At 70.4% G+C, this 19,489-nt stretch carries 16 protein-coding genes; 13 read left to right on the forward strand and 3 right to left on the reverse strand.

Annotation, left to right across the window (positions count from 1 at the left end; all coding sequences use genetic code 11):
- Positions 1-120: 120 nt before the first annotated feature.
- From ACIRHA_RS00145 to ACIRHA_RS00160, 4 genes are all read left to right on the forward strand, one after another.
- The gene (locus ACIRHA_RS00145) at positions 121-558 is read left to right on the forward strand and encodes a DUF4442 domain-containing protein (RefSeq protein WP_403842024.1); all 438 of its coding nucleotides are present in this window, start codon (positions 121-123) and stop codon (positions 556-558) included.
- 210 nt (positions 559-768) lie between these two features.
- Positions 769-3,279, forward strand: coding sequence for a beta-glucosidase (locus tag ACIRHA_RS00150; RefSeq protein ID WP_403838147.1), 2,511 nt, complete (start codon positions 769-771; stop codon positions 3,277-3,279).
- Between the two features lies 1 nt (position 3,280).
- Complete coding sequence (locus ACIRHA_RS00155) at positions 3,281-4,876, forward strand: carboxylesterase/lipase family protein (RefSeq protein WP_403838148.1); 1,596 nt, start codon at positions 3,281-3,283, stop codon at positions 4,874-4,876.
- Between the two features lie 89 nt (positions 4,877-4,965).
- Entirely contained in the window at positions 4,966-5,610 is a 645-nt protein-coding gene (locus tag ACIRHA_RS00160; RefSeq protein WP_403838150.1) for a DedA family protein, read from the forward strand.
- 79 nt (positions 5,611-5,689) lie between these two features.
- Here the strand turns inward: ACIRHA_RS00160 and ACIRHA_RS00165 are convergent, their stop codons facing one another.
- Entirely contained in the window at positions 5,690-6,217 is a 528-nt protein-coding gene (locus tag ACIRHA_RS00165) for a gamma carbonic anhydrase family protein (RefSeq protein ID WP_351342380.1), read from the reverse strand.
- A 140-nt stretch (positions 6,218-6,357) separates the two neighbouring features.
- On the opposite strand from ACIRHA_RS00165, the gene ACIRHA_RS00170 reads away from it, so the two are divergent.
- Positions 6,358-7,101, forward strand: a complete 744-nt coding sequence (locus ACIRHA_RS00170) for an acyltransferase (protein ID WP_403838153.1) — start codon at positions 6,358-6,360, stop codon at positions 7,099-7,101.
- 24 nt (positions 7,102-7,125) lie between these two features.
- Positions 7,126-8,430 carry an MFS transporter gene (locus tag ACIRHA_RS00175; RefSeq protein ID WP_403838155.1) on the forward strand — a complete coding sequence of 435 codons (1,305 nt, stop codon included), beginning with the start codon at positions 7,126-7,128 and terminating at the stop codon, positions 8,428-8,430.
- A 190-nt stretch (positions 8,431-8,620) separates the two neighbouring features.
- On the opposite strand, the gene ACIRHA_RS00180 is transcribed toward ACIRHA_RS00175, so the two are convergent.
- On the reverse strand, positions 8,621-9,487 hold the full coding sequence (locus tag ACIRHA_RS00180; protein ID WP_403838157.1) for an EamA family transporter: 867 nt from the start codon (positions 9,485-9,487) through the stop codon (positions 8,621-8,623).
- 129 nt (positions 9,488-9,616) lie between these two features.
- Between ACIRHA_RS00180 and ACIRHA_RS00185 the strand changes: the two genes are divergently transcribed.
- Positions 9,617-10,189 carry a helix-turn-helix domain-containing protein gene (locus tag ACIRHA_RS00185; RefSeq protein WP_403838159.1) on the forward strand — a complete coding sequence of 191 codons (573 nt, stop codon included), beginning with the start codon at positions 9,617-9,619 and terminating at the stop codon, positions 10,187-10,189.
- A 43-nt stretch (positions 10,190-10,232) separates the two neighbouring features.
- Positions 10,233-10,793: a YbaK/EbsC family protein gene (locus tag ACIRHA_RS00190; RefSeq protein ID WP_403838161.1), complete on the forward strand. Its 561-nt coding sequence runs from the start codon at positions 10,233-10,235 to the stop codon at positions 10,791-10,793.
- Between the two features lie 14 nt (positions 10,794-10,807).
- On the opposite strand, the gene ACIRHA_RS00195 is transcribed toward ACIRHA_RS00190, so the two are convergent.
- Positions 10,808-11,797: a LacI family DNA-binding transcriptional regulator gene (locus tag ACIRHA_RS00195; protein ID WP_403838163.1), complete on the reverse strand. Its 990-nt coding sequence runs from the start codon at positions 11,795-11,797 to the stop codon at positions 10,808-10,810.
- 225 nt (positions 11,798-12,022) lie between these two features.
- Here ACIRHA_RS00195 and ACIRHA_RS00200 point away from each other — a divergent pair, with 225 nt between their 5' ends.
- The 5 genes from ACIRHA_RS00200 to ACIRHA_RS00220 all read left to right on the forward strand — a co-directional run bounded on the left by ACIRHA_RS00200 (position 12,023) and on the right by ACIRHA_RS00220 (position 19,474).
- Complete coding sequence (locus tag ACIRHA_RS00200) at positions 12,023-12,919, forward strand: carbohydrate ABC transporter permease (RefSeq protein ID WP_403838165.1); 897 nt, start codon at positions 12,023-12,025, stop codon at positions 12,917-12,919.
- A 5-nt stretch (positions 12,920-12,924) separates the two neighbouring features.
- On the forward strand, positions 12,925-13,860 hold the full coding sequence (locus ACIRHA_RS00205; protein WP_403838167.1) for a carbohydrate ABC transporter permease: 936 nt from the start codon (positions 12,925-12,927) through the stop codon (positions 13,858-13,860).
- Between the two features lie 75 nt (positions 13,861-13,935).
- Entirely contained in the window at positions 13,936-15,282 is a 1,347-nt protein-coding gene (locus ACIRHA_RS00210) for an ABC transporter substrate-binding protein (RefSeq protein ID WP_403838169.1), read from the forward strand.
- A 39-nt stretch (positions 15,283-15,321) separates the two neighbouring features.
- A complete protein-coding gene (locus tag ACIRHA_RS00215) occupies positions 15,322-17,373 on the forward strand; it encodes a beta-galactosidase (protein WP_403838171.1) in 2,052 nt (683 codons plus the stop codon).
- Between the two features lie 67 nt (positions 17,374-17,440).
- A complete protein-coding gene (locus ACIRHA_RS00220) occupies positions 17,441-19,474 on the forward strand; it encodes an RICIN domain-containing protein (protein ID WP_403838173.1) in 2,034 nt (677 codons plus the stop codon).
- The last annotated feature ends 15 nt before the right edge of the window (positions 19,475-19,489 follow it).

The following is a 19,489-nucleotide window of genomic DNA, read 5'->3' on the forward strand; positions in this document are numbered from 1 at the left end:
CCGGGTGATTGGTCGGCTGATGCCTCATATGTTCCGTTTCTTCGTGTGCTTGCGGCTGCTCGCGGAGGGATGGCCAAGCTTGCTACCCATGGGTAACATTCGGGCATGAGCGCAGATCAGATGTCCATCGGCGAGATGCTCGCCGCCACGGTGCCGATGGCCCGCACCCTGAACCTCGAGTTCCACGAGACCACGCCCGAGAAGGCGGTCGTCGCGCTGCCCGACCAGGCCGACTACCACAATCACGTCGGCGGACCGCACGCCGGAGCGATGTTCACGCTCGGCGAGTCCGCGAGCGGCGCCATCGTGCTCGCCGCCTTCGGCGACCAGCTCTCGCGTGCGGTGCCGCTCGCCGTGAGCGCCGACATCGCGTACAAGAAGCTGGCGATGGGCCCGGTCACCGCCACCGCGACGCTCGGCCGTCCGGTCGCCGACGTGGTCGCCGAACTCGACGCGGGCGAGCGCCCCGAGTTCCCGGTGAGCATCGCGATCACGCGCGAGGACGGCGCCGTGACCGGCGAGATGACCGTCCTGTGGACGCTGCGTCCCAACGGCTGAACGCCGCGCCCCAAGGGTTGAGTGGGCTCCGTACGGCGAGGAAGGCACTGCCCGACGGGGTGGTGCCTTCCTCTTTTCTTGTTCATTCCGTTGACACGAGTCACCTCCGGTCATAGTTTCCGCTTCGGTTTTGCGGTGTCCAACGATGCGTCAAGTCCGTTTTGTCGCGCAGTGCGTTTAACGCTCGAACGCAACGAGGAGAGACAGCCCATGCCCAACAGCGGGACCAGTAACGGAATCAGTGCGGACGGAGTCTCCAGACGGGCGGCCCTGCGCCTGGGCGGGGCGATCATGGTCGCCGCCACCGTCACCACGGGGCTGCCGAGCCTCGCGCAGGCGTCGTCGCGGCGGCCCGAACGCGGCGCCGGACGCAGGGTCGAAGCACTGCTCGGCCGGCTCACGCTCGACGAGAAACTCACCTTCCTGCACGGCGCCGACGACCCGAAGGACCTCGGTCAGGCCGGCTACATACCCGGCGTCCCCCGCCTCGACATCCCGCCGCTGCGCCTGGCCGACGGCCCCGCGGGCGTCCGCGTCACCAAGCACGCCACGGCCCTGCCCGCACCCGTCCTCCTCGCCTCCTCCTTCGACCCGGCGCTCGCCCGCCGCTACGGCGAGGTCATCGGCCGCGAGGGCCGGGCACTCGGCCAGGACGTCCTGCTCTCACCGATGGTCAACCTGATCCGCACGCCGTACGCGGGCCGCAACTTCGAGACGTTCTCCGAGGACCCGCTGCTCTCCGGCGACATGGTCACCGAGGAGATCGGCGGCATCCAGGACGAGGGCCTGATCGCCACCGTCAAGCACTTCGCGCTCAACAACCAGGAGAAGGACCGCACTTCGGTCGACGTGCGGGCCGACGAGCAGACCATGCACGAGCTGGAGCTGCGCGGCTTCGAGGCGGCCGTCGGGGCCGGCGCGGGCTCCGTCATGGGCTCGTACAACAAGGTCAACGGCGTCCACGCCTGCGACAACAAGGAGCTGCTCGACGACATCCTGCGCGGGCAGTGGCACTTCGCGGGCTGGGTGATGACCGACTGGTTCGCCACGCACACCACCGTCGCCGGGATGGCCGCGGGCCTCGACATGGAGATGCCGGGCGAGCTCGCGTTCGGCGCCGCGCTGAAGAAGGCCGTCCAGGACGGCACGGTGCCCGAGGCACAGGTGGACCGGGCCGTGCGCCGGATCCTGTCGGTGATGGACCGCTTCGGGCTGCTGGGCGGGAAGGTGCCGCCCAGGCCGGACCGGGACGCGGCGGCGGGCGCGGCCGTCGCCCTCGACGTCGCCAAGGCGGGCGCGACCCTGCTGCACAACAGGGGCCGCACGCTGCCGCTGCCCGAGGGCGGCTCCGTCGCCGTGGTCGGACCCACCGGTTACGTCCCGTTCGTCAGTGGCGGCGGCAGCGCGCACGTCGTCCCCGACCACGCCGACAGCCCGTACGAGGCCATCAAGTCCCGTGCTCGCAAGGGCGGTTCGGCCGCCTACGCGCTCGGCAGTGACATCTACGGCAAGGCCCTGCCCGGCGGCGCGCTCTCGCCCGCGGCCGACCTGGAGGGGCGGACGGTCGCGGCCGGAGCGACCTGGACGTACGAGGGGACGCTCGCCACCGGCGAGGCCGACGACTGGACCTTCGTCGTCCACTACTCGGGCGAGCGGCCCAAGGTGGTGCTCGACGGCACCGAACTGTTCCCCACACTGCCCGGCAGCGGCGAGTACTTCAGCGGCGGACTGGTCTCCATCGCGCCCGACGGACTCGCGGTGCGCCACAAGTCCCTTGATCTGGCGGCCGGTTCGCACCAGCTGGAGATCACGGCGAAGGGCGGCGACAAGGGACAGACGTTCCGGCTGCGCCGGGTGACCGGAGCGACGCGGGCCGACGACGTCGCCGAGGCGGTACGGGCCGCGCGCGGTGCGGACAGCGTGGTGCTCTTCGCGTACGAGGACGCGACCGAGGGCTCGGACCGCACGTCGCTCGCCCTGCCCGACCACCAGGAGGCGCTGATCGCGGCGGTGGCGCGGGCCAATCCCCGTACGACGGTCGTGCTCAACAGCTCCTCCGCGATCACCATGCCGTGGCTCGACCAGGTGGGCGCGGTGCTGCAGATGTACTACCCCGGCCAGGAGGGCGCGGCCGCCACCGCCGCCGTCCTCTACGGGGACTGCGACGCCGGGGGCCGGCTCACCCAGTCCTTCCCGACCTCCGAGGCCACCCACCCGATGTCAGGGGACCCGCGCCGCTACCCCGGTGTGGACGGCGTCGAGGAGTACTCGGAGGGCATCCACCTCGGCTACCGCTGGTACGACGCGCAGCGGGTGAAGCCGCTGTTCCCGTTCGGGCACGGCCTGTCGTACTCCTCGTTCGCGTACGAGGACCTGAGCGCGCGCTGGACGTCCGGGCGCGGCCTGGAAGTCGGCTTCACCGTGCGGAACACGGGACGGCGGGCGGGTATCGCCGTGCCGCAGGTGTATGTCGGACCGTCACCGGACCTCGAAGTCGACCAGGCCGTACGGGTGTTGGGCGGATATCGCAGGCTCGTGCTCCAGGCGGGGGAGCGGCGGCGGGTCACCGTGCGCGTCGCGCCCCGCACGCTCTCCTCGTGGGACAGCGAGCGGCACGGCTGGATGCTCGGCACCGGCAGCCGCACCGTGTGGCTCGGTGCGTCGGCCGGCGACCTGCGGCAGCGTACGGACGCGGTGATCGAGCGGAAGAGGGGGAAGTGACATGAGGCGCGGTCGAATACGTGTGGTGCTCGCGGCCGTGGTGGCACTGACCGCCGCGGCCCTCGTGCCCTCGCACGCCACCGAACGGTCCGAAGGGCCCCTGGCGCACACCACGTCCGGCTGGGTGCGCGGTCAGCACACCGAGGAGGGGCGGCAGTTCCTCGGCATCCCGTACGCCGAGCAGCCCGTCGGCAAGCTGCGCTGGCGGGAGCCGCGTCCGGCGCAGTCGTGGCGCGGCGTGCGCGACGCCACCGACTTCTCCAACAGGTGCGTTCAGGCGTCGAGTTGGGATCCGGGATACGGGAACCCGACCTACACGGAGGACTGCCTCGACCTGAACGTGTACGCGCCGGACGGTTCGGCGGGGCGGCCGGTCATGGTGTGGCTGCACGGCGGCGGGCTCACGGCGGGCGCGGGCGCCGACATCGTCCCCGACACCTTCGCCCGCAGCACGGGCACGGTCGTCGTCACCGTCAACTACCGCCTGGGAGCGATGGGTTTCCTCGCGGCGGCGGGCCTCGACAAGCAGGCGTCCGACGGGGTGTCCGGCAACTTCGGCCTCCAGGACCAGCAGCAGGCGCTGCGCTGGGTGCGCGCCAACATCGGCCGCTTCGGCGGGGACCGGGACCGGGTGACGATCGCCGGCGAGTCCGCGGGCGGCCGCTCGGTGTGCACCCAGCTCGCCTCGCCGGGCGGGCGCGGTCTGTTCCGGGCCGGGGTCATCGAGTCCGGGGCGTACGGGGACTGCGCGGCCCGCGCGCACACGGCGGCCGTCGCCGAGGGCGCGAAGTTCGCGGAGAAGGCCGGATGCGGTGCGGCGGCGGACACGGTGGCGTGTCTGCGCGGCAAGTCCGCCAAGGAGATCCTGGACGCGCAGGCCGGATTCGACTGGGCGCCGGTGACCGGCGGCGGCTTCCTGCCCGAACAGCCGGCCGCCGCGATCACCGCGGGCCGCTCGGCACATGTACCCGTACTCAACGGAGCCAACAAGGACGAGGGACGCCTCTTCGCTTACGGCGCATACGACGGTCAGGGCAAGCCGCTCACCGCCGAGGCCTACCCGAAGGCGCTCACGGACACGTACGGAAAGGCGACGGGGGAGAAGGCCCTGCGCGCCTATCCCCTCTCCGACTACGCGTCGCCCACCTACGCGTACGCCGCCGCCCAGGGCGACCAGCTCATGGCGTGCCCGGCGCTGCGGCTCGACCAGCGGCTCGCGGCGAGCGGGCCGCCCGTCTACGCGTACGAGTTCGCGGACCGCACCTCCCCGCCGTTCGCGTCGATCAGGGAGGCGGGCAAGAAGTTCGACTTCGGGGCCACCCACGTCAACGAGGTGCAGTACCTCTTCAAGCACTTCGGGCTCGACTCCCCGCTCAATACGGAGCAGCGGGCGCTCGCCGACCGGATGGTGCAGTACTGGGGCTCCTTCATCCGAGGCGGTACCCCGCGGGCCGACGGCGCGCCCGCGATGCCCGACCAGCGGCGGGCACCCGGACACGTGTTGTCCCTGAAGACGTCCGGTGTGGGCGGGATCACACTCTCCACGGACGTTCATCGCGAGCATCACTGCACCTTGTGGGACGCGGCGGCGTCATAGGGAGCAGGTAGGCTGCCCGGCGTGCGCGTACCGGAGGGGAGCGCGCGCCGGGCACAGGGCAACTTTGGTGGGTACGGGAGGCGACGTCGATGCACGTCCAGGCATGGCTCGACACGATTCCGGCGGTCGCCGTCTACGCCCTGGTGGCCGGGGTGATCGGCATCGAGAGCCTCGGCATCCCGCTGCCCGGCGAGATCGTGCTCATCTCCGCGGCCCTGCTCTCCTCGCAGCACGGCGACGTCAACCCGTTCATCCTCGGGGCCTGTGCCAGCGCGGGCGCCGTCGTCGGTGACTCCATCGGGTACGCGATCGGCCGCAAGGGCGGGCGCCCGCTGCTCGCCAAAATGGGCCGCAAGTTCCCCAAGCACTTCGGTCCCGGACATGTCGGCACCGCCGAGCGGTCCTTCGAGAAGTGGGGCATGTGGGCCGTCTTCTTCGGCCGCTTCATCGCCCTGCTCCGCATCTTCGCCGGACCGCTCGCAGGCGTCCTGCACATGCCGTACTGGAAGTTCCTCATCGCGAACGTCCTGGGCGGCGTGGTCTGGGCCGGCGGCACGACCGCCGTCATCTACTACGTGGGCGTGGTCGCGGAGGACTGGCTCAAGCGGTTCTCGTACGTGGGCCTGGGCGTGGCCGTCCTGATCGGCCTGGCCTCCATGCTCCTCGTGAAGCGCCGGGCAGCGAAGATGGTGGCGGACCACGAGGCGCAGGCCGAGGCGGAGCCGGCGCGTTAGGCAAATCAAGCCCCTGCGGCGTTTGAGCAGCGGGGTCCGGGGCAGAGCCCCGCGACCGCGACCCCGCCACAGGTGAGCGCTACTGATGCGCCGCCCGATGCACCTTCGCCAGCTCCACGTAATGCGTCCCGTTGAGCGTCACCATCTCCCGCTCCTCCGCGGACAGCTCACGCCGTACCTTCGCCGGCACACCCGCCACCAGTGACCCCGGCGGAACCACCATCCCCTGCGGCACCAACGCCTGCGCCGCGACCAGCGAACCCGCCCCGATCACCGCGCCGTTGAGCACGGTCGCCCCCATCCCGATCAGGACGTCGTCCTCGATCGTGCAGCCGTGCAGCACCGCGTTGTGACCGACGGAGACCCGCTCGCCGATCGTCGCCGGGAACCCGAGGTCCACGTGCACCGTGCAGTTGTCCTGGATGTTGCTGTCGGCGCCGAGCGTGATGGGCTCGAACTCGGCCCGCAGCACCGCCCCGTACCAGAGGCTCGCGCCCGCGCTCAGCGTGACGTCGCCGACCACCACGGACGTCGGGGCGGTGAACGCCTCCGGGTCCACCTTCGGTTCCTTGTCGCCGATGCCGGTGACGAGTGCCTCGTGGGACATGAGGTCTGTGCTCCCTACGTGTCGTACGTGTCATGCGGTGTGTGTCATGCATGTGTCGCGCCAAGGGAAAGGTACCTGTGGGGTGAAGATCACAGGTCGGCGAGGTGGGGGCGGACGATACGCGTGGGTAACGTGACGCCGTGCCGAAGAAGCGGAACGACAAGGGTGGGCCGGGACACCGGCTCGTACAGGCCGGATGGCGCTGGGTGCAGCGCAAGGGCGCGGTCACCGCGCGGCAGTCCGGCGGGCACCGGTTCGGCGCGATCGGGCACGGCACGAAGCTCGCGTTCCCCCAGGGCACGGTGTTCGGCGAACCGTGGATCCGGCTGGGCGCGCACTGCATCATCGGGGAGCAAGTGACCCTGACCGCGGGCCTGATGCCGGACCTGGACCTCGGCCAGGACCCGATCCTGACCCTCGGCGACGGCGTCGTGATCGGCCGCGGCAGCCATGTCATCGCCGATACGACGGTGCGGATCGGCAGCGACGTCTACATGGGCCCGTACGTCTACATCACCTCCACCAATCACTCGTACGACGATCCGCACGAGCCCATCGGCAAGCAGTGGCCCCGGATGGAGCCGGTCGAGATCGGCCCCGGCTGCTGGATCGGCACCGGCGCCGTGATCCTGCCGGGCGCCCGCCTCGGCCGGAACGTGGTGGTCGCGGCCGGCGCCGTGGTGCGCGGCGCCGTACCCGACCACGCGGTGGTCGCGGGCGCGCCCGCGCGCGTCGTACGGAGCTGGGACGCGGAGTCCGGCTGGCAGCCGCCGCTCAGGACGCCGGCGCCGCAGGCGATCCCGGAAGGGGTCACACCGGACCAACTGCTCGCTCTGTCCGAACTGGAGGACGAAGCCTGGGACACTGACCCCCGGACCAGATAGATGTAGCGAGCAATCAGGGAAGCCGTGGACACGAGCGAGACGAGCGACGACAGCAGGAACGCGACCGCGGACGGCACGGAGGCCGAGGCCACACCGCGCGGCTGGCGCCGCTGGGCCATGGACACCCGGCCCCTGCGCATCCCCGCCTACCGCCGCCTGTGGTCCTCGACCATCGTCACAGCCGTCGGCAGCCAGCTCACCGCGGTCGCCGTGCCCAAGCAGATCTTCGACATCACCGGGTCCTCGGCCTGGGTCGGCGCCGCGAGCATGGCGGGGCTGGTGCCGCTCGTCGTGTTCGCGCTGTGGGGCGGCGCGATCGCCGACCACATGGACCGCCGCAAACTGCTCCTGATCACGAACTCCGGCATCGCCGTGACCTCGGTCCTGTTCTGGGTGCAGGCGATATCCGGGCTCGACTCGGTGGCCGTGCTGATGGTGCTGCTCGCGATGCAGCAGGCGTTCTGGGGCCTCAACGCACCGGCCCGCAACGCGTCCATCGCGCGGCTCGTGCCCGAGAGCCAACTGGCCGCGGCCAACGCGCTCGGTTCGACGGTGATGCAGACCGGCCAGGTCGTCGGCCCGCTGCTCGCTGGTGTCCTCATCCCTGTCATCGGGCTGCCGGAGCTGTACCTGATCGACGCCGTCGCCCTGTGCGTCACCGTCTGGGCGGTGTACCGGCTGCCGTCCCTGCCGCCGCTCGTCGCGTCGGTGAAGAAGCGGGCGGGTGTGCGCGAGATCGTCGACGGCTTCCGGTACATGTCCACGCACAAGGTGCTGCTGTTGTCCTTCCTCGCGGACATCATCGCGATGGTGTTCGGCATGCCTCGCGCCCTGTTCCCGCAGCTCGCCGCGGAGACGTACGCGCCGTACGGGGAGGGGCTCGCGCTGGGGCTGCTGTTCGCGGCGATCCCCATCGGAGCGGTGGTCGGAGGTCTCTTCTCCGGTACGTTCTCGCGGGCGAAGCGGCACGGGTGGATGGTGATCGGGGCGATTGTGGCGTGGGGCCTGGCGATCACCGGATTCGGGCTGAGCGGGAACCTGTGGCTCGCGGTCGTCTTCCTCGCGGTGGCCGGGATCGCGGACATGGTGTCCATGGTGTTCCGCGGGGCGATCCTCTTGTCGGCCGCGACGGACGAGATGCGGGGCCGTATGCAGGGCGTGTTCACGGTGGTCGTGGCGGGTGGGCCCCGGTTGGCGGACGTTCTTCACGGCTCGGCGGGGTCGGCCTTCGGGGCGGGTCCGGCGGTGGCCGGGGGTGGGGTTCTGGTGGTCCTGGCGATGCTGACGCTGACCTTCGCGGCCCCGGCCCTCCGCCGCTACCGCATCTGACCCGGCCGGGGTCGACGTCCACGGTTCTCGTTGGGCAGCACCGGGGGCTTTTCCCCCACCCCGCCCCTTCCCGAAAGTCCTGCCGGACGGGCCTGTTCAATCGCCGCAGGGGCTATTTATAGCCCCGCCGGCGTTTGAGGCGCGGGGTCCGGGGCGGAGCCCCGTGGGTGTCACGCCATCCGGCGGATGGTCACCCCGTGGCCAGGAGGACCGTGCCGAGCAACGCCAGCCCTGCACCGGCGGCTTGGACGGTGCGCAACCGCTCACTCAACACACCCCTCGCAGCCAACGCCGTAACCACCGGATACAAGGAAGCCAGCACCGCCGCCACGACAACCGGTCCCTCCCGCGCGGCCAGCGCATACGTTCCGTTGGCCGCCACATCCGCGAGACCCACGAACCCGAGCGCCGGCAGCGACCCACGGACGATCCGCCACCCGCCCTCCTCCTGCAGCACCCGCCCACCCCGCTTCGCGGACACGTACAACGCACCCCCGCCCGCCACGACATTCGTCACCCGCTGCACGAACAGCGCGAGGAAGAGCCCGGTCAGCGTGGTGGACGACTCCGCGATCAGCGCCATCACCGCACCGAATCCGAACGCGGCGAGCAGCGTGAGCAGCACCGCTTGGCGCTGCACCGGCGCACCCCTGAACTGCGGCCCGCCTGCGAGGACCACCCCCACGACGGCGACCAGGATGCCCGCGAACTGCAGCAGTCCCGGCCGCTCGCCGAGCACGATCCCGACGCCGACCGGCACGGCGACACCGATCGAGCCGAGCGGCGAGACGACGCCCATCGGCCCGAGGGCGAGCGCCTTGTAGAAGGCGAGCATGGCGACGGGTCCGACGAGGCCCGCGGCGACCGCGAACCACAACTGCGGTCCCGCTTCCGAGAAGGCGCCCGTGGCGACCACGATCACGCCGAGCACGACCACGGCGATCGTCTGCGAGACGACCACTACGGTGAGCGCCGGGATGCGTCGCGTCAGCAGCCCGCCACCGAAGTCGGCCAAGCCCCACATGAGGCTTGTGGCCAGGGCGAAGAGTGCTGTCATGCCGGACCTCGCAGTACAGTTTGCTGGACGCTGTGGTGCAGCACACCGTAGTCCAATGAACTGAACGCTGCCATCCAAAATATTGACCTATGGGCCTCCGGGTCCCTGGACCCCGACCCTGGACGGAACGTGGCGGATCTCGACCTCCTGAACCAGGCGCTCGCGCGCAACGTCAAGCACTGGCGCTCCGAGCGCGGCTTCACCCTCGACGCGCTCGCCGCCCGCGCGGCCGTCAGCCGCGGCATGCTCATCCAGATCGAGCAGGCCCGCACGAACCCCAGCATCGGCACCGTCGTCAAGATCGGCGACGCGCTCGGCGTCAGCATCACCACGCTGCTCGACTACGAACAGGGCCCCAACGTCCGCATCGTGACGGAGGATCAGGCGGTTCGCCTGTGGCACACGGAGGCCGGCAGCTACAACCGGCTGCTCGCCGGAACCGAGTCCGAGGGCCCGCTGGAGATGTGGGACTGGCGGCTCGTGCCCGGCGAGGGCAGTGACTCGGACCCGCACCCGCAGGGCACCATCGAGCTGATCCATGTCACGACCGGCGAGCTGACCCTCGTCGTGGACGGGGTCGCGCACGTGGTGCCCGAGGGGGCGAGCGTCTCGTTCGAGGCGGGCACCCCGCACTCCTACCGCAACGACGGGACCGAGGACGTAGAGATGATCATGGCCGTGTCGGTGCCTTTCGTACGCTGAGACACCCGGTTGCCGGGTGCGCGGCGGCTGTTAGCGTGCCGCCATGCGCGCACCCATCGGCACCTTCGACCACGTCCTCGCCGCCCCCGAGGCCCTCGACCTGCTCACCCGGCCCGTCGCCGACGCCGTCCGCGACTGGCGCGGCACCGTGCCCGCGCAGGACCTGATCCACGTCGACACCGACCCCGAGTGGGCCGACACGGCGACGTTCGTCGAGCACTACGGCCCCGACCTGCTCGACACCTCCGCGAACTGCGTCGTCGTCGCGGGCAAGCGCGGCGGCGAGACCACGCTCGCGGCCTGCGTCGTCCTGTCCGCGACCAAGGTGGACGTCAATGGCGCGGTGCGCCGCCAACTCGGCGCCCGCAAGGCCTCGTTCGCCCCGATGGACACCGCGACCGGCGAGTCCGGCATGGAGTGCGGCGGCATCACCCCCATCGGCCTGCCCGCCGGCTGGCCGGTCCTCGTGGACGCCGCGGTCGTCGACCTCCCGCACGTCCTCATCGGCAGCGGCACCCGCCGCGGCAAGCTGATCGTCCCGGGCAAGGCCCTCTCCGAACTCCCGGGCGCGGTCGTGGTGGAGGGGCTCGGCGTCACCGTCTGACGTGCCTGCGGAGGTCACCCCCGCCGCGCCGCCCCCGTGCTCTCCCGCACCACCAGCCGCGTCGGCACCAGCGTCGTCCCGTGTTCCGCCTCGCTCTCCCGCACCTGGCGCAGCGCGCTCTGAACGCAGCGCCGGCCGACCTCGGCGAAGTCCTGGTGGACCGTGGTGAGCGGGGGCTGGTACGAGCCCGAGTCCGGGATGTCGTCGAAGCCGATGACCGAGACGTCCTCGGGGACCTTGCGGCCGCGCTCCTCCAGGGCCCGCAGCAGGCCGAGTGCCATCTGGTCGTTCGCCGCGAACACCGCGGTGCAGTCGGCCTGTTCGGCGAGGCGCAGGCCCGCGCGGTAGCCGGACTCGGCCGACCAGTCGCCCCGCACCAGCGGCGGGACGGCCCGGCCAGCGGCCTCAAGTGCCGTACGCCAGGCGTCCGTTCGGCGCTGGGCGGCGTACGACTCGGAGGGCCCCGCCAGGTGCCAGACCGTGCGGTGGCCGAGGTCGAGGAGGTGGCGCACCGCGTCACGGGTGCCGCCCGCCTGGTCCGTGTCCACCACCGCGTAACGGTCGCCGGCGTCCGAGTCCGCGACCACGACCTTCACGTGCGGCGGCAGCGACAGGCGCGCCGAGTCGAGCAGGTGGACCTCCATGATGACGATGACCGCGTCCACCGCCAGCTCGCCGAGGCGGGAGAACGCGCCGCGGACCTCGTCCTGCGTGGGCACCGCGACCGGGAGCAGCGTGACCGCGTAACCCTCCTGCGCGGCCGAGGTGGCGATCGCCTCCAGCGTGCGCATGTTGCCCGTCGTGGACAGCGTGAACGTGATCACGCCGATGGTGCGGAAGTCGCCCCGCTTCAGGGCCCGCGCCGCGCTGTTGGGGCGGTAGCCGAGCTCCTTCATCGCGGCGCGCACGCGCTCGCGGGTCTCCTCGTTGACGCCGGGGAAGCCGTTCGAGACGCGGGAGACCGTCTGGGACGAGACGCCCGCGACCCGGGCGACGTCGGCCATCGACGCGTTCTGTGTACGACGCCTGCCGCTCCGCGGCGCGCTCTCCTGGGTTGTCACCGTCTCCCTCACCGACTCTTGACCCTCGTCCTCAGTGCAGTGTAGACATGCCGCCACCGAATGTTTACGCAAACATAACAGCCGTCGGGTCCCTCACAGCCAGGGATGTTTACGCAAACATCGAACCGTGACGCATGGGCCGTGACGCATGGACCAGTGAGGGGCGAGATGACCACGCTGCAACCGCCGGTCGCCTTGAGGCGGCGCCGCTCGTGGACGGGATGGGGGTTCATCGGCCCCTTCGTGCTCGTCTTCGCCCTGGTCTTCCTGGCGCCGCTCGCCTACTCGGTCTACCTCAGCCTGTTCCGTACACAACTCATCGGCGGCACCGCCTTCGTCGGCCTCGACAACTACCAACAGGCGCTCCAGGACGGCCAGTTCTGGGAGGGCGTCGCCCGCGTCGGCCTGTTCCTGCTGATCCAGGTGCCGGTCATGCTGGGCATCGCCCTGCTCGTCGCTCTGGCGATCGACAGCGGCCGCCTCTACGGCAAGGACTTCTTCCGGATCACCGTCTTCCTGCCCTACGCGGTCCCCGCCGTCGTCGCGACCCTCATGTGGGGCTTCATGTACGGCACCCGTTACGGCCTGGTCGGCGACCTGAACGACGCGTTCGGCACGAAGCTGCCCGACCCGCTCTCCGCCGACCTGGTCCTCGCCTCCCTCGGCAACATCGTGACCTGGGAGTTCGTCGGCTACAACATGCTGATCTTCTTCGCCGCGCTGCGCGTCGTACCGCACTCCCTGTACGAGGCGGCGGAGATCGACGGCGCCGGGCAGTGGCGTGTCATCACCGCCATCAAGCTCCCGGCGATCCGTGGCGCCCTCGTCATCGCCACCATCTTCTCGATCATCGGCAGCTTCCAGCTCTTCAACGAGCCCGCCATCCTCCAGAAGCTCGCGCCGAACGCCATCACCACCGACTACACCCCGAACTACTACACGTACTCGCTGTCCTTCGCGGGCCAGCAGCAGAACTACTCCGCGACGGTCGCCATCGTCATGGGCGTGATCACGATGATCGTCGCCTACGTGGTCCAGCTGCGCGGCATGCGCAAGGGAGCGTGAGCGCGATGACCACCACCACCGGGCCCGTACGGCCGAGCACCCCGCTCAACTCCACTGCTCCGCGCCTGCGTTCACCGCGCCGCCGAGCGACGTCCGGTCGCCCCCGGCGCAGCGTCCTGCTGACCGTGCTCACCGGCGTCGTCCTCGTCTACAGCCTGCTGCCGCTGGTGTGGCTCCTGATCAGCGCCACCAAGTCCCAGCAGGGCCTCGCCCGTTCCTTCGGCCTCTGGTTCGACTCGGACTTCGACCTCTGGCACAACATCGGCGCGACCTTCACCTACCAGGACGGCGTCTTCGGCCGCTGGCTCCTCAACACCCTCCTGTACGTGGTGGTGGGCGCGGGCGGGGCCACCTTCCTCGCGGTCCTCGGTGGATACGCCCTCGCCAAGTTCGCGTTCCCGGGCAAGCGCGCCGTGTTCGCCGTCGTCATCGGAGCGGTCGCGGTGCCGGGCACGGCGCTCGCCGTCCCCACGTTCCTGATGTTCAGCAAGATGGGCCTCACCGACACCCCTTGGGCCGTCGTTATCCCGTCGCTGATCTCGCCGTTCGGCCTGTATCTGATGTGGGTGTTCGCCACCGAGGCGATCCCCACCGAGCTGATGGAGGCCGCCCGCATCGACGGCGCGAGCGAGCTGCGGACCTTCTTCCGGGTCGCCCTGCCGCTGCTCGCGCCCGGCACCGTCACCGTCCTGCTCTTCACCACCGTCGCGACCTGGAACAACTACTTCCTGCCGCTGATCATGCTGAAGGACCCCGACTGGTATCCGCTCACGCTCGGCCTCGACTCCTGGAACAAGCAGGCGCAGACGGCCGGCGGCGAGGCGATCCCGCATCTCGTGCTCACCGGCTCGCTGCTCACCATCGTGCCGCTGATCGCCGCCTTCCTTCTGCTCCAGAAGTACTGGCAGTCGGGTCTCTCCGCCGGAAGCGTCAAGGAGTAGGCGCGGCACCGCAGTTCACCCCTCGGACCTCTCGCACACCCTCTGTAGGACCACGAAGAAGTGGAAGCCACCGCCATGCCCCAGTTGCCCCAGCACTCCCGCCGCGTCCTGCGCGGCATAGGTCTCCTCTGCGCCCTCGCCCTCGGGGCCACCGCCTGCGGTGGCTCCGACGACGGCTCCGGTGACAAGAAGGTCGGGTCGGCCGACCTCCAGTCGGCCCTGAAGAAGGGCGGCACCGTCACCGTGTGGGCGTGGGAGCCCACCCTGAAGCAGGTCGCCGCCGACTTCGAGAAGAAGTACCCGAAGGTCGACGTGAAGCTGGTCAACGCGGGCACCAATAACGACCAGTACAAGGCCCTGTCGAACGCGATCTCGGCGAAGAAGGGCGTCCCGGACGTCGCGCAGATCGAGTACTACGCCCTCGGCCAGTACGCCCTGACGAAGCAGATCACCGACCTCAAGGCCTACGGCGCCGAGAAGCTGGCGGACTCGTACTCGCCGGGGCCGTGGAACTCGGTGAAGTCCGGCGACGGCGTCTACGGACTGCCCATGGACTCGGGCCCGATGGCGCTCTTCTACAACAAGAAGGTCTTCGACAAGTACAAGATCGCTGTCCCGACGACCTGGGACGAGTACGTCGAGGCCGCCCGCAAGCTGCACAAGGCGAACCCGAAGGCGTACATCACCAGCGACGTCGGCGACGCCGGCCTGACCACCAGCCTGCTGTGGCAGGCCGGTTCGCACCCGTACAAGGTCGACGGCACCAAGGTCGGCATCGACTTCACCGACGCGGGCGCGAAGAAGTACACCGACACCTGGCAGAAGCTGATCGACGACAAGCTCGTCTCGCCCGTCACCGGCTGGACCGACGACTGGTACAAGGGCCTCGGTGACGGCACCATCGCCACATTGCCCACCGGCGCCTGGATGCCCGCCAACTTCGCCTCCGGCGTGAAGGGCGCGTCCGGCGACTGGCGCGTCGCCCCCATGCCGCAGTGGGAGAAGGGCGCGAACGCGAGCTCGGAGAACGGCGGCAGCTCGCTCGCGCTGCCCGAACTCGGCAAGAACAAGGAACTCGCCTACGCCTTCGCCGAGTACGCCAACTCCGGCGCGGGTGTCCAGACCCGCATCAAGAACGGCGCGTTCCCCGCGACGACGAAGGACCTGAACTCGTCCTCGTTCCAGAACACGGAGTTCCCCTACTTCGGCGGCCAGAAGGCCAACAAGATCTTCGCCGAGTCCGCGAAGAGCGTGCCCACCGACTGGAAGTACCTGCCGTTCCAGGTGTACGCCAACTCGATCTTCAACGACACCGTCGGCAAGGCGTACGTCTCCCCGACCAAGCTGACCGCCGGGCTCAAGTCCTGGCAGGACGCGTCCGTCAAGTACGGCACCGAGCAGGGCTTCACCGTCAGCAAGTAGCGCGCGCTGCCTCAACTCCGCATGTCTGGAAGGACGTTCATGGTCGCCCCCCTCACCTCCCGATTCCCGTACGCGAAGAGCTCGGACGGCGCCCGGCGCCTCGGCTACGGAGCCGACTACAACCCCGAGCAGTGGTCACGGGAGGTGTGGGCGGACGACATCCGGCTGATGCGCGAGGCCGGGGTGAACGTCGTCTCCCTCGCCATCTTCTCCTGGGCGCGGATCCAGCCCACGGCCGACACCTGGGACTTCGGCTGGCTCGACGAGATCATGGACCAGCTGCACGCGGGCGGCATCGGTGTCGACCTCGCCACCGCCACCGCGTCGCCGCCACCGTGGCTGACCGCCGCGCACCCGGAGATCCTGCCGGTGACCGCGAGCGGCGAGACGCTGTGGCCGGGTGCCCGCCAGCACTGGCGGCCCACCTCGCCCGTCTTCCGTGAGCACGCCCTGAACCTCGTCCGCCGGCTCGCGTCCCGGTACGCCGACCACCCGGCCCTGGTCGCCTGGCACGTCAACAATGAGCTGGGCTGCCACAACGTCTACGACCACTCCGACGACGCGGCCCGCGCCTTCCGGCTCTGGCTGCGCCGCCGTTACACCACGCTCGACGCCCTCAACGACGCCTGGGGAACAGCATTCTGGTCCCAGCGCTACAGCGACTGGGAGCAGCTCCTTCCACCCCGGCTCGCCGCCTCGCACCCGAACCCGACGCAGCAGCTCGACTTCAAGCGGTTCTCCTCCGACGCGCTCAAGGACCATCTGCTGGCCGAGCGCGAGATCCTGCGCGAGCTGACCCCGGACACGCCCGTCACCACCAACTTCATGGTGATGCCCGGCACCAAGGGCATGGACTACGCGGACTGGGCGGACGAGGTGGACTTCGTCGCCAACGACCACTACGTCATCCCCGGCCCGCAGGACCGCGACGAACTCTCCTTCTCCGCCAACCTCACCAGCGGCATCGCCGGCCACCGGCCCTGGTTCCTGATGGAGCACTCCACCAGCGCCGTGAACTGGCAGCCCGTCAACCTGGCCAAGAAACCAGGGGAGTTGGCCCGCGACTCGCTGCTGCACGTCGCGCACGGCGCCGACGCCGTCTGCTTCTTCCAGTGGCGGCAGTCGGCGGCGGGCGCCGAGAAGTACCACTCGGCGATGCTCCCGCACGCGGGCGCCGACAGCGAACTCTTCCGTTCCGTCGTCGAGTTGGGTGGCATCCTCGACGCGCTCGCCCCGATCGCGGGCAGCGGGCGCGAGGCCGCCCGCGTGGCGATCCTCTTCGACTGGGACTCCTGGTGGGCCAGCGAGCAGGACTCCCACCCCACCGCCCGCCTCGACTACCACCGCGAGGCCCTCGACTGGTACTCGGCCCTGCTGCGCCTCGGCATCCGCGCCGACGTGGTGCCCGCACACCACACCGACCTGTCCGCGTACGACGTCGTCATCGCGTCCGTCCTGCACGTGGTGCCGCAGCCGCTCGGCAAGGAGCTCACCCGGTACGTCGAGGGCGGCGGCCATCTCGTGACCACGTACTTCTCCGCGATCGTCGACGAGAACGACCATGTGTGGCTCGGCGGTTACCCGGGGGCGCTGCGCGACGTCCTCGGTATCCGCATCGAGGAGTTCGGTCCGCTCCTCGACGGCGACACCGTCGACCTGGACAACGGCACCACCGGCAGCCTGTGGACCGACCGGATCTCCGTCACCGGCACCGACGTCGAGGTGCTCGCCGGCTACCGGACCGGCACGTACGCGTCCCGCCCGGCCGTCACCCGGCGCGGTACCGGCCGGGGCTCGGCCTCGTACGTCTCCACCCGCCTCGGTGTCGACGGCCTCACCGTGCTGCTGCCCGAGCTGCTCGCGCCCGCAGGAGTAAGCAGTGAACTCCCGGAACAGGCACGGGGGTTGGTCGAGGAGGTCGTACGGCGCGACGCCGAGCACCGCTACGTCTTCCTGGTCAACCGGAGCGACGAGCCGGTGGCGCTGCCGGGCCTGACCGGGGACGTACTGGTCGGACCCGCGGCCGAGGGCGACGGGCTGGTACTGGCGCCCCGCCAGGTCGCCGTCCTGCGGCAGCCCGCCGCCTCCTAGCCCCCACCACGTACCACCGTTCGGCACCACCAGCACCCCGCTCACACCACGACGTAGGGAGCACACGTTGGCGCGCTTGACCCGCAGACGGTTCATCGGCATCGCCGCGGCCACGGCCGCGGCCGCCGGCACCCAGATCTCGGCCGCGCAGCTCGTCGCCGCGGCAGGCACCTCGGCGACGGTCACGGTCACCCCCGACCCCTCGTACCGGCAGGACCGGTTCGAGGGGTGGGGCACCAGCCTCGTCTGGTTCGCGAACGCCACCGGGCACTACCCGGACGAGATCCGGGAGAGGATCGCCGACCTCGTCTTCGGACGGGACGGCCTCGCCCTGAACATCGCCCGCTACAACATCGGCGGCGGCAACGCCCCCGACGTGCCCGACTACCTGAGGGCGGGCGGCGCCGTCGAAGGCTGGTGGAAGGCCCCCGAGGGCACCACCCGCACCGACACCGACTGGTGGGACCCCGGCAACGAAAACCACTGGAACGACGACGCCGACGCGAGTCAGCGCTGGTGGGTGGACCGGATCAAGAAGGGCATCACGCACTGGGAGACGTTCTCCAACTCTCCGCCCTACTTCATGACGGTCAGCGGCTATGTCTCCGGCGGCTTCGACGCGTCGAAGGAGCAGCTGAGGGAGGCGTCCGTCGACGACTTCGCCACCTATCTGGCCGGGGCGACGCGACGCCTGGAGAAGGCGCACGGCATCAGGGTGAAGACCGTCGACCCGTGCAACGAGCCCAACACCGACTACTGGGGTACGAAGTTGGGCGCCGACGGGAATCCGACCGGCGGCCGTCAGGAGGGCTGCCACATCGGTCCCGGCCTCCAGCAGAAGATCGTGCCCGCGCTCGACACCGCGCTGAAGAGGGCGCGGACGACGGCCGTCGTCTCGGCGATGGACGAGACCAACCCGTCGACCTTCGTCACGAACTGGACGAGCTACCCGGCCGACGTGAAGAGCCGCGTCGCCCAGATGAACGTCCACACGTACGGCACCGGCGGCCGCACCTCCGTCCGTGACCTCGCCAAGGCGGAGGACAAGCCGCTGTGGATGAGCGAGGTCGAGGGTGACTGGGGTGACGGACAGTCCTTCACCGACATGCGGCCCGGCCTCGGGCTCGCCCAGCACATCGTCGACGATCTGCGGGAACTGGAGCCCAGCGCCTGGGTGTTCTGGCAGCCCGTCGAGGACTGGGACAACATGAAGCCCGGCGGGGAGTCGGCGAAGGGCGGCAACTGGGGCGAGGTCCAGGTCTCCTTCAGCGCGGGACCCGACGACACGCTGGACACCTGCCCGGTCCACACGAACACGAAGTTCGACACCGCCCGGAACTTCACGCATTACATCCGGCCCGGCGACCACCTCATCAAGACCGACGACACGAGCAGCACGGCGGCCGTCACACGTGGCGGCAACGGCGCCACCGTCGTGCACGTCAACAGCACCGCGAGCACCCGCACGGTGACGCTCGACCTGTCCCGGTTCGCGACCGTACGCCGAGGTGCGACCGTCACCCCGGTCGTGACCAGCACGGACGGCAAGCTGGCCGAGCGGGCACCGGTCGTGGTGAGTGGCCGGAGGGCGACGTTCACGGTGCCCGCGCAGTCGGTGACCACGTTCCTGATCAAGGGCGTGTCCGGGGTGGCGAAGGACGCCGCCGAACTGCGCCAGGGACGCACCTACCAGCTGACGGGTGCGCAGAGCGGCAAGGACCTGAGCGTCGCCGACGGCGGCGGCACGCTCGTCATCAGGTCCGGGTCGGGGGCGGCCGGCCAGCGGTGGCGGCTCGCGCGGATCAGCGGCGAAGGACCTACGAGCCGCAAGCGGCACGTGTTCACCAGCGCCGCCGATGGCAAGCGGCTCGCCGTCCGCGACGGTGTGCCGGTCGTCGAACCCGACACGGACGAGCGGGACGCGGCCGCCCAGTGGATCCCGTCGACCACGGGCGACGGCACGTACACCCTCGTCAACGCCGGTACCGGCCGTCTGCTTGAGGTCGGCGGGCAGGCCACGGGCGAGGGGGCGCCCGTCGGGACGTGGCAGCCCAACTCCGGCTCGAACCAGCGGTGGAGGGTCACCGATGTGACGTCCTGACCGGCGTCCCGCGCG

The organism is Streptomyces sp. NPDC102360, from assembly GCF_044766085.1.
Taxonomy (GTDB): domain Bacteria; phylum Actinomycetota; class Actinomycetes; order Streptomycetales; family Streptomycetaceae; genus Streptomyces.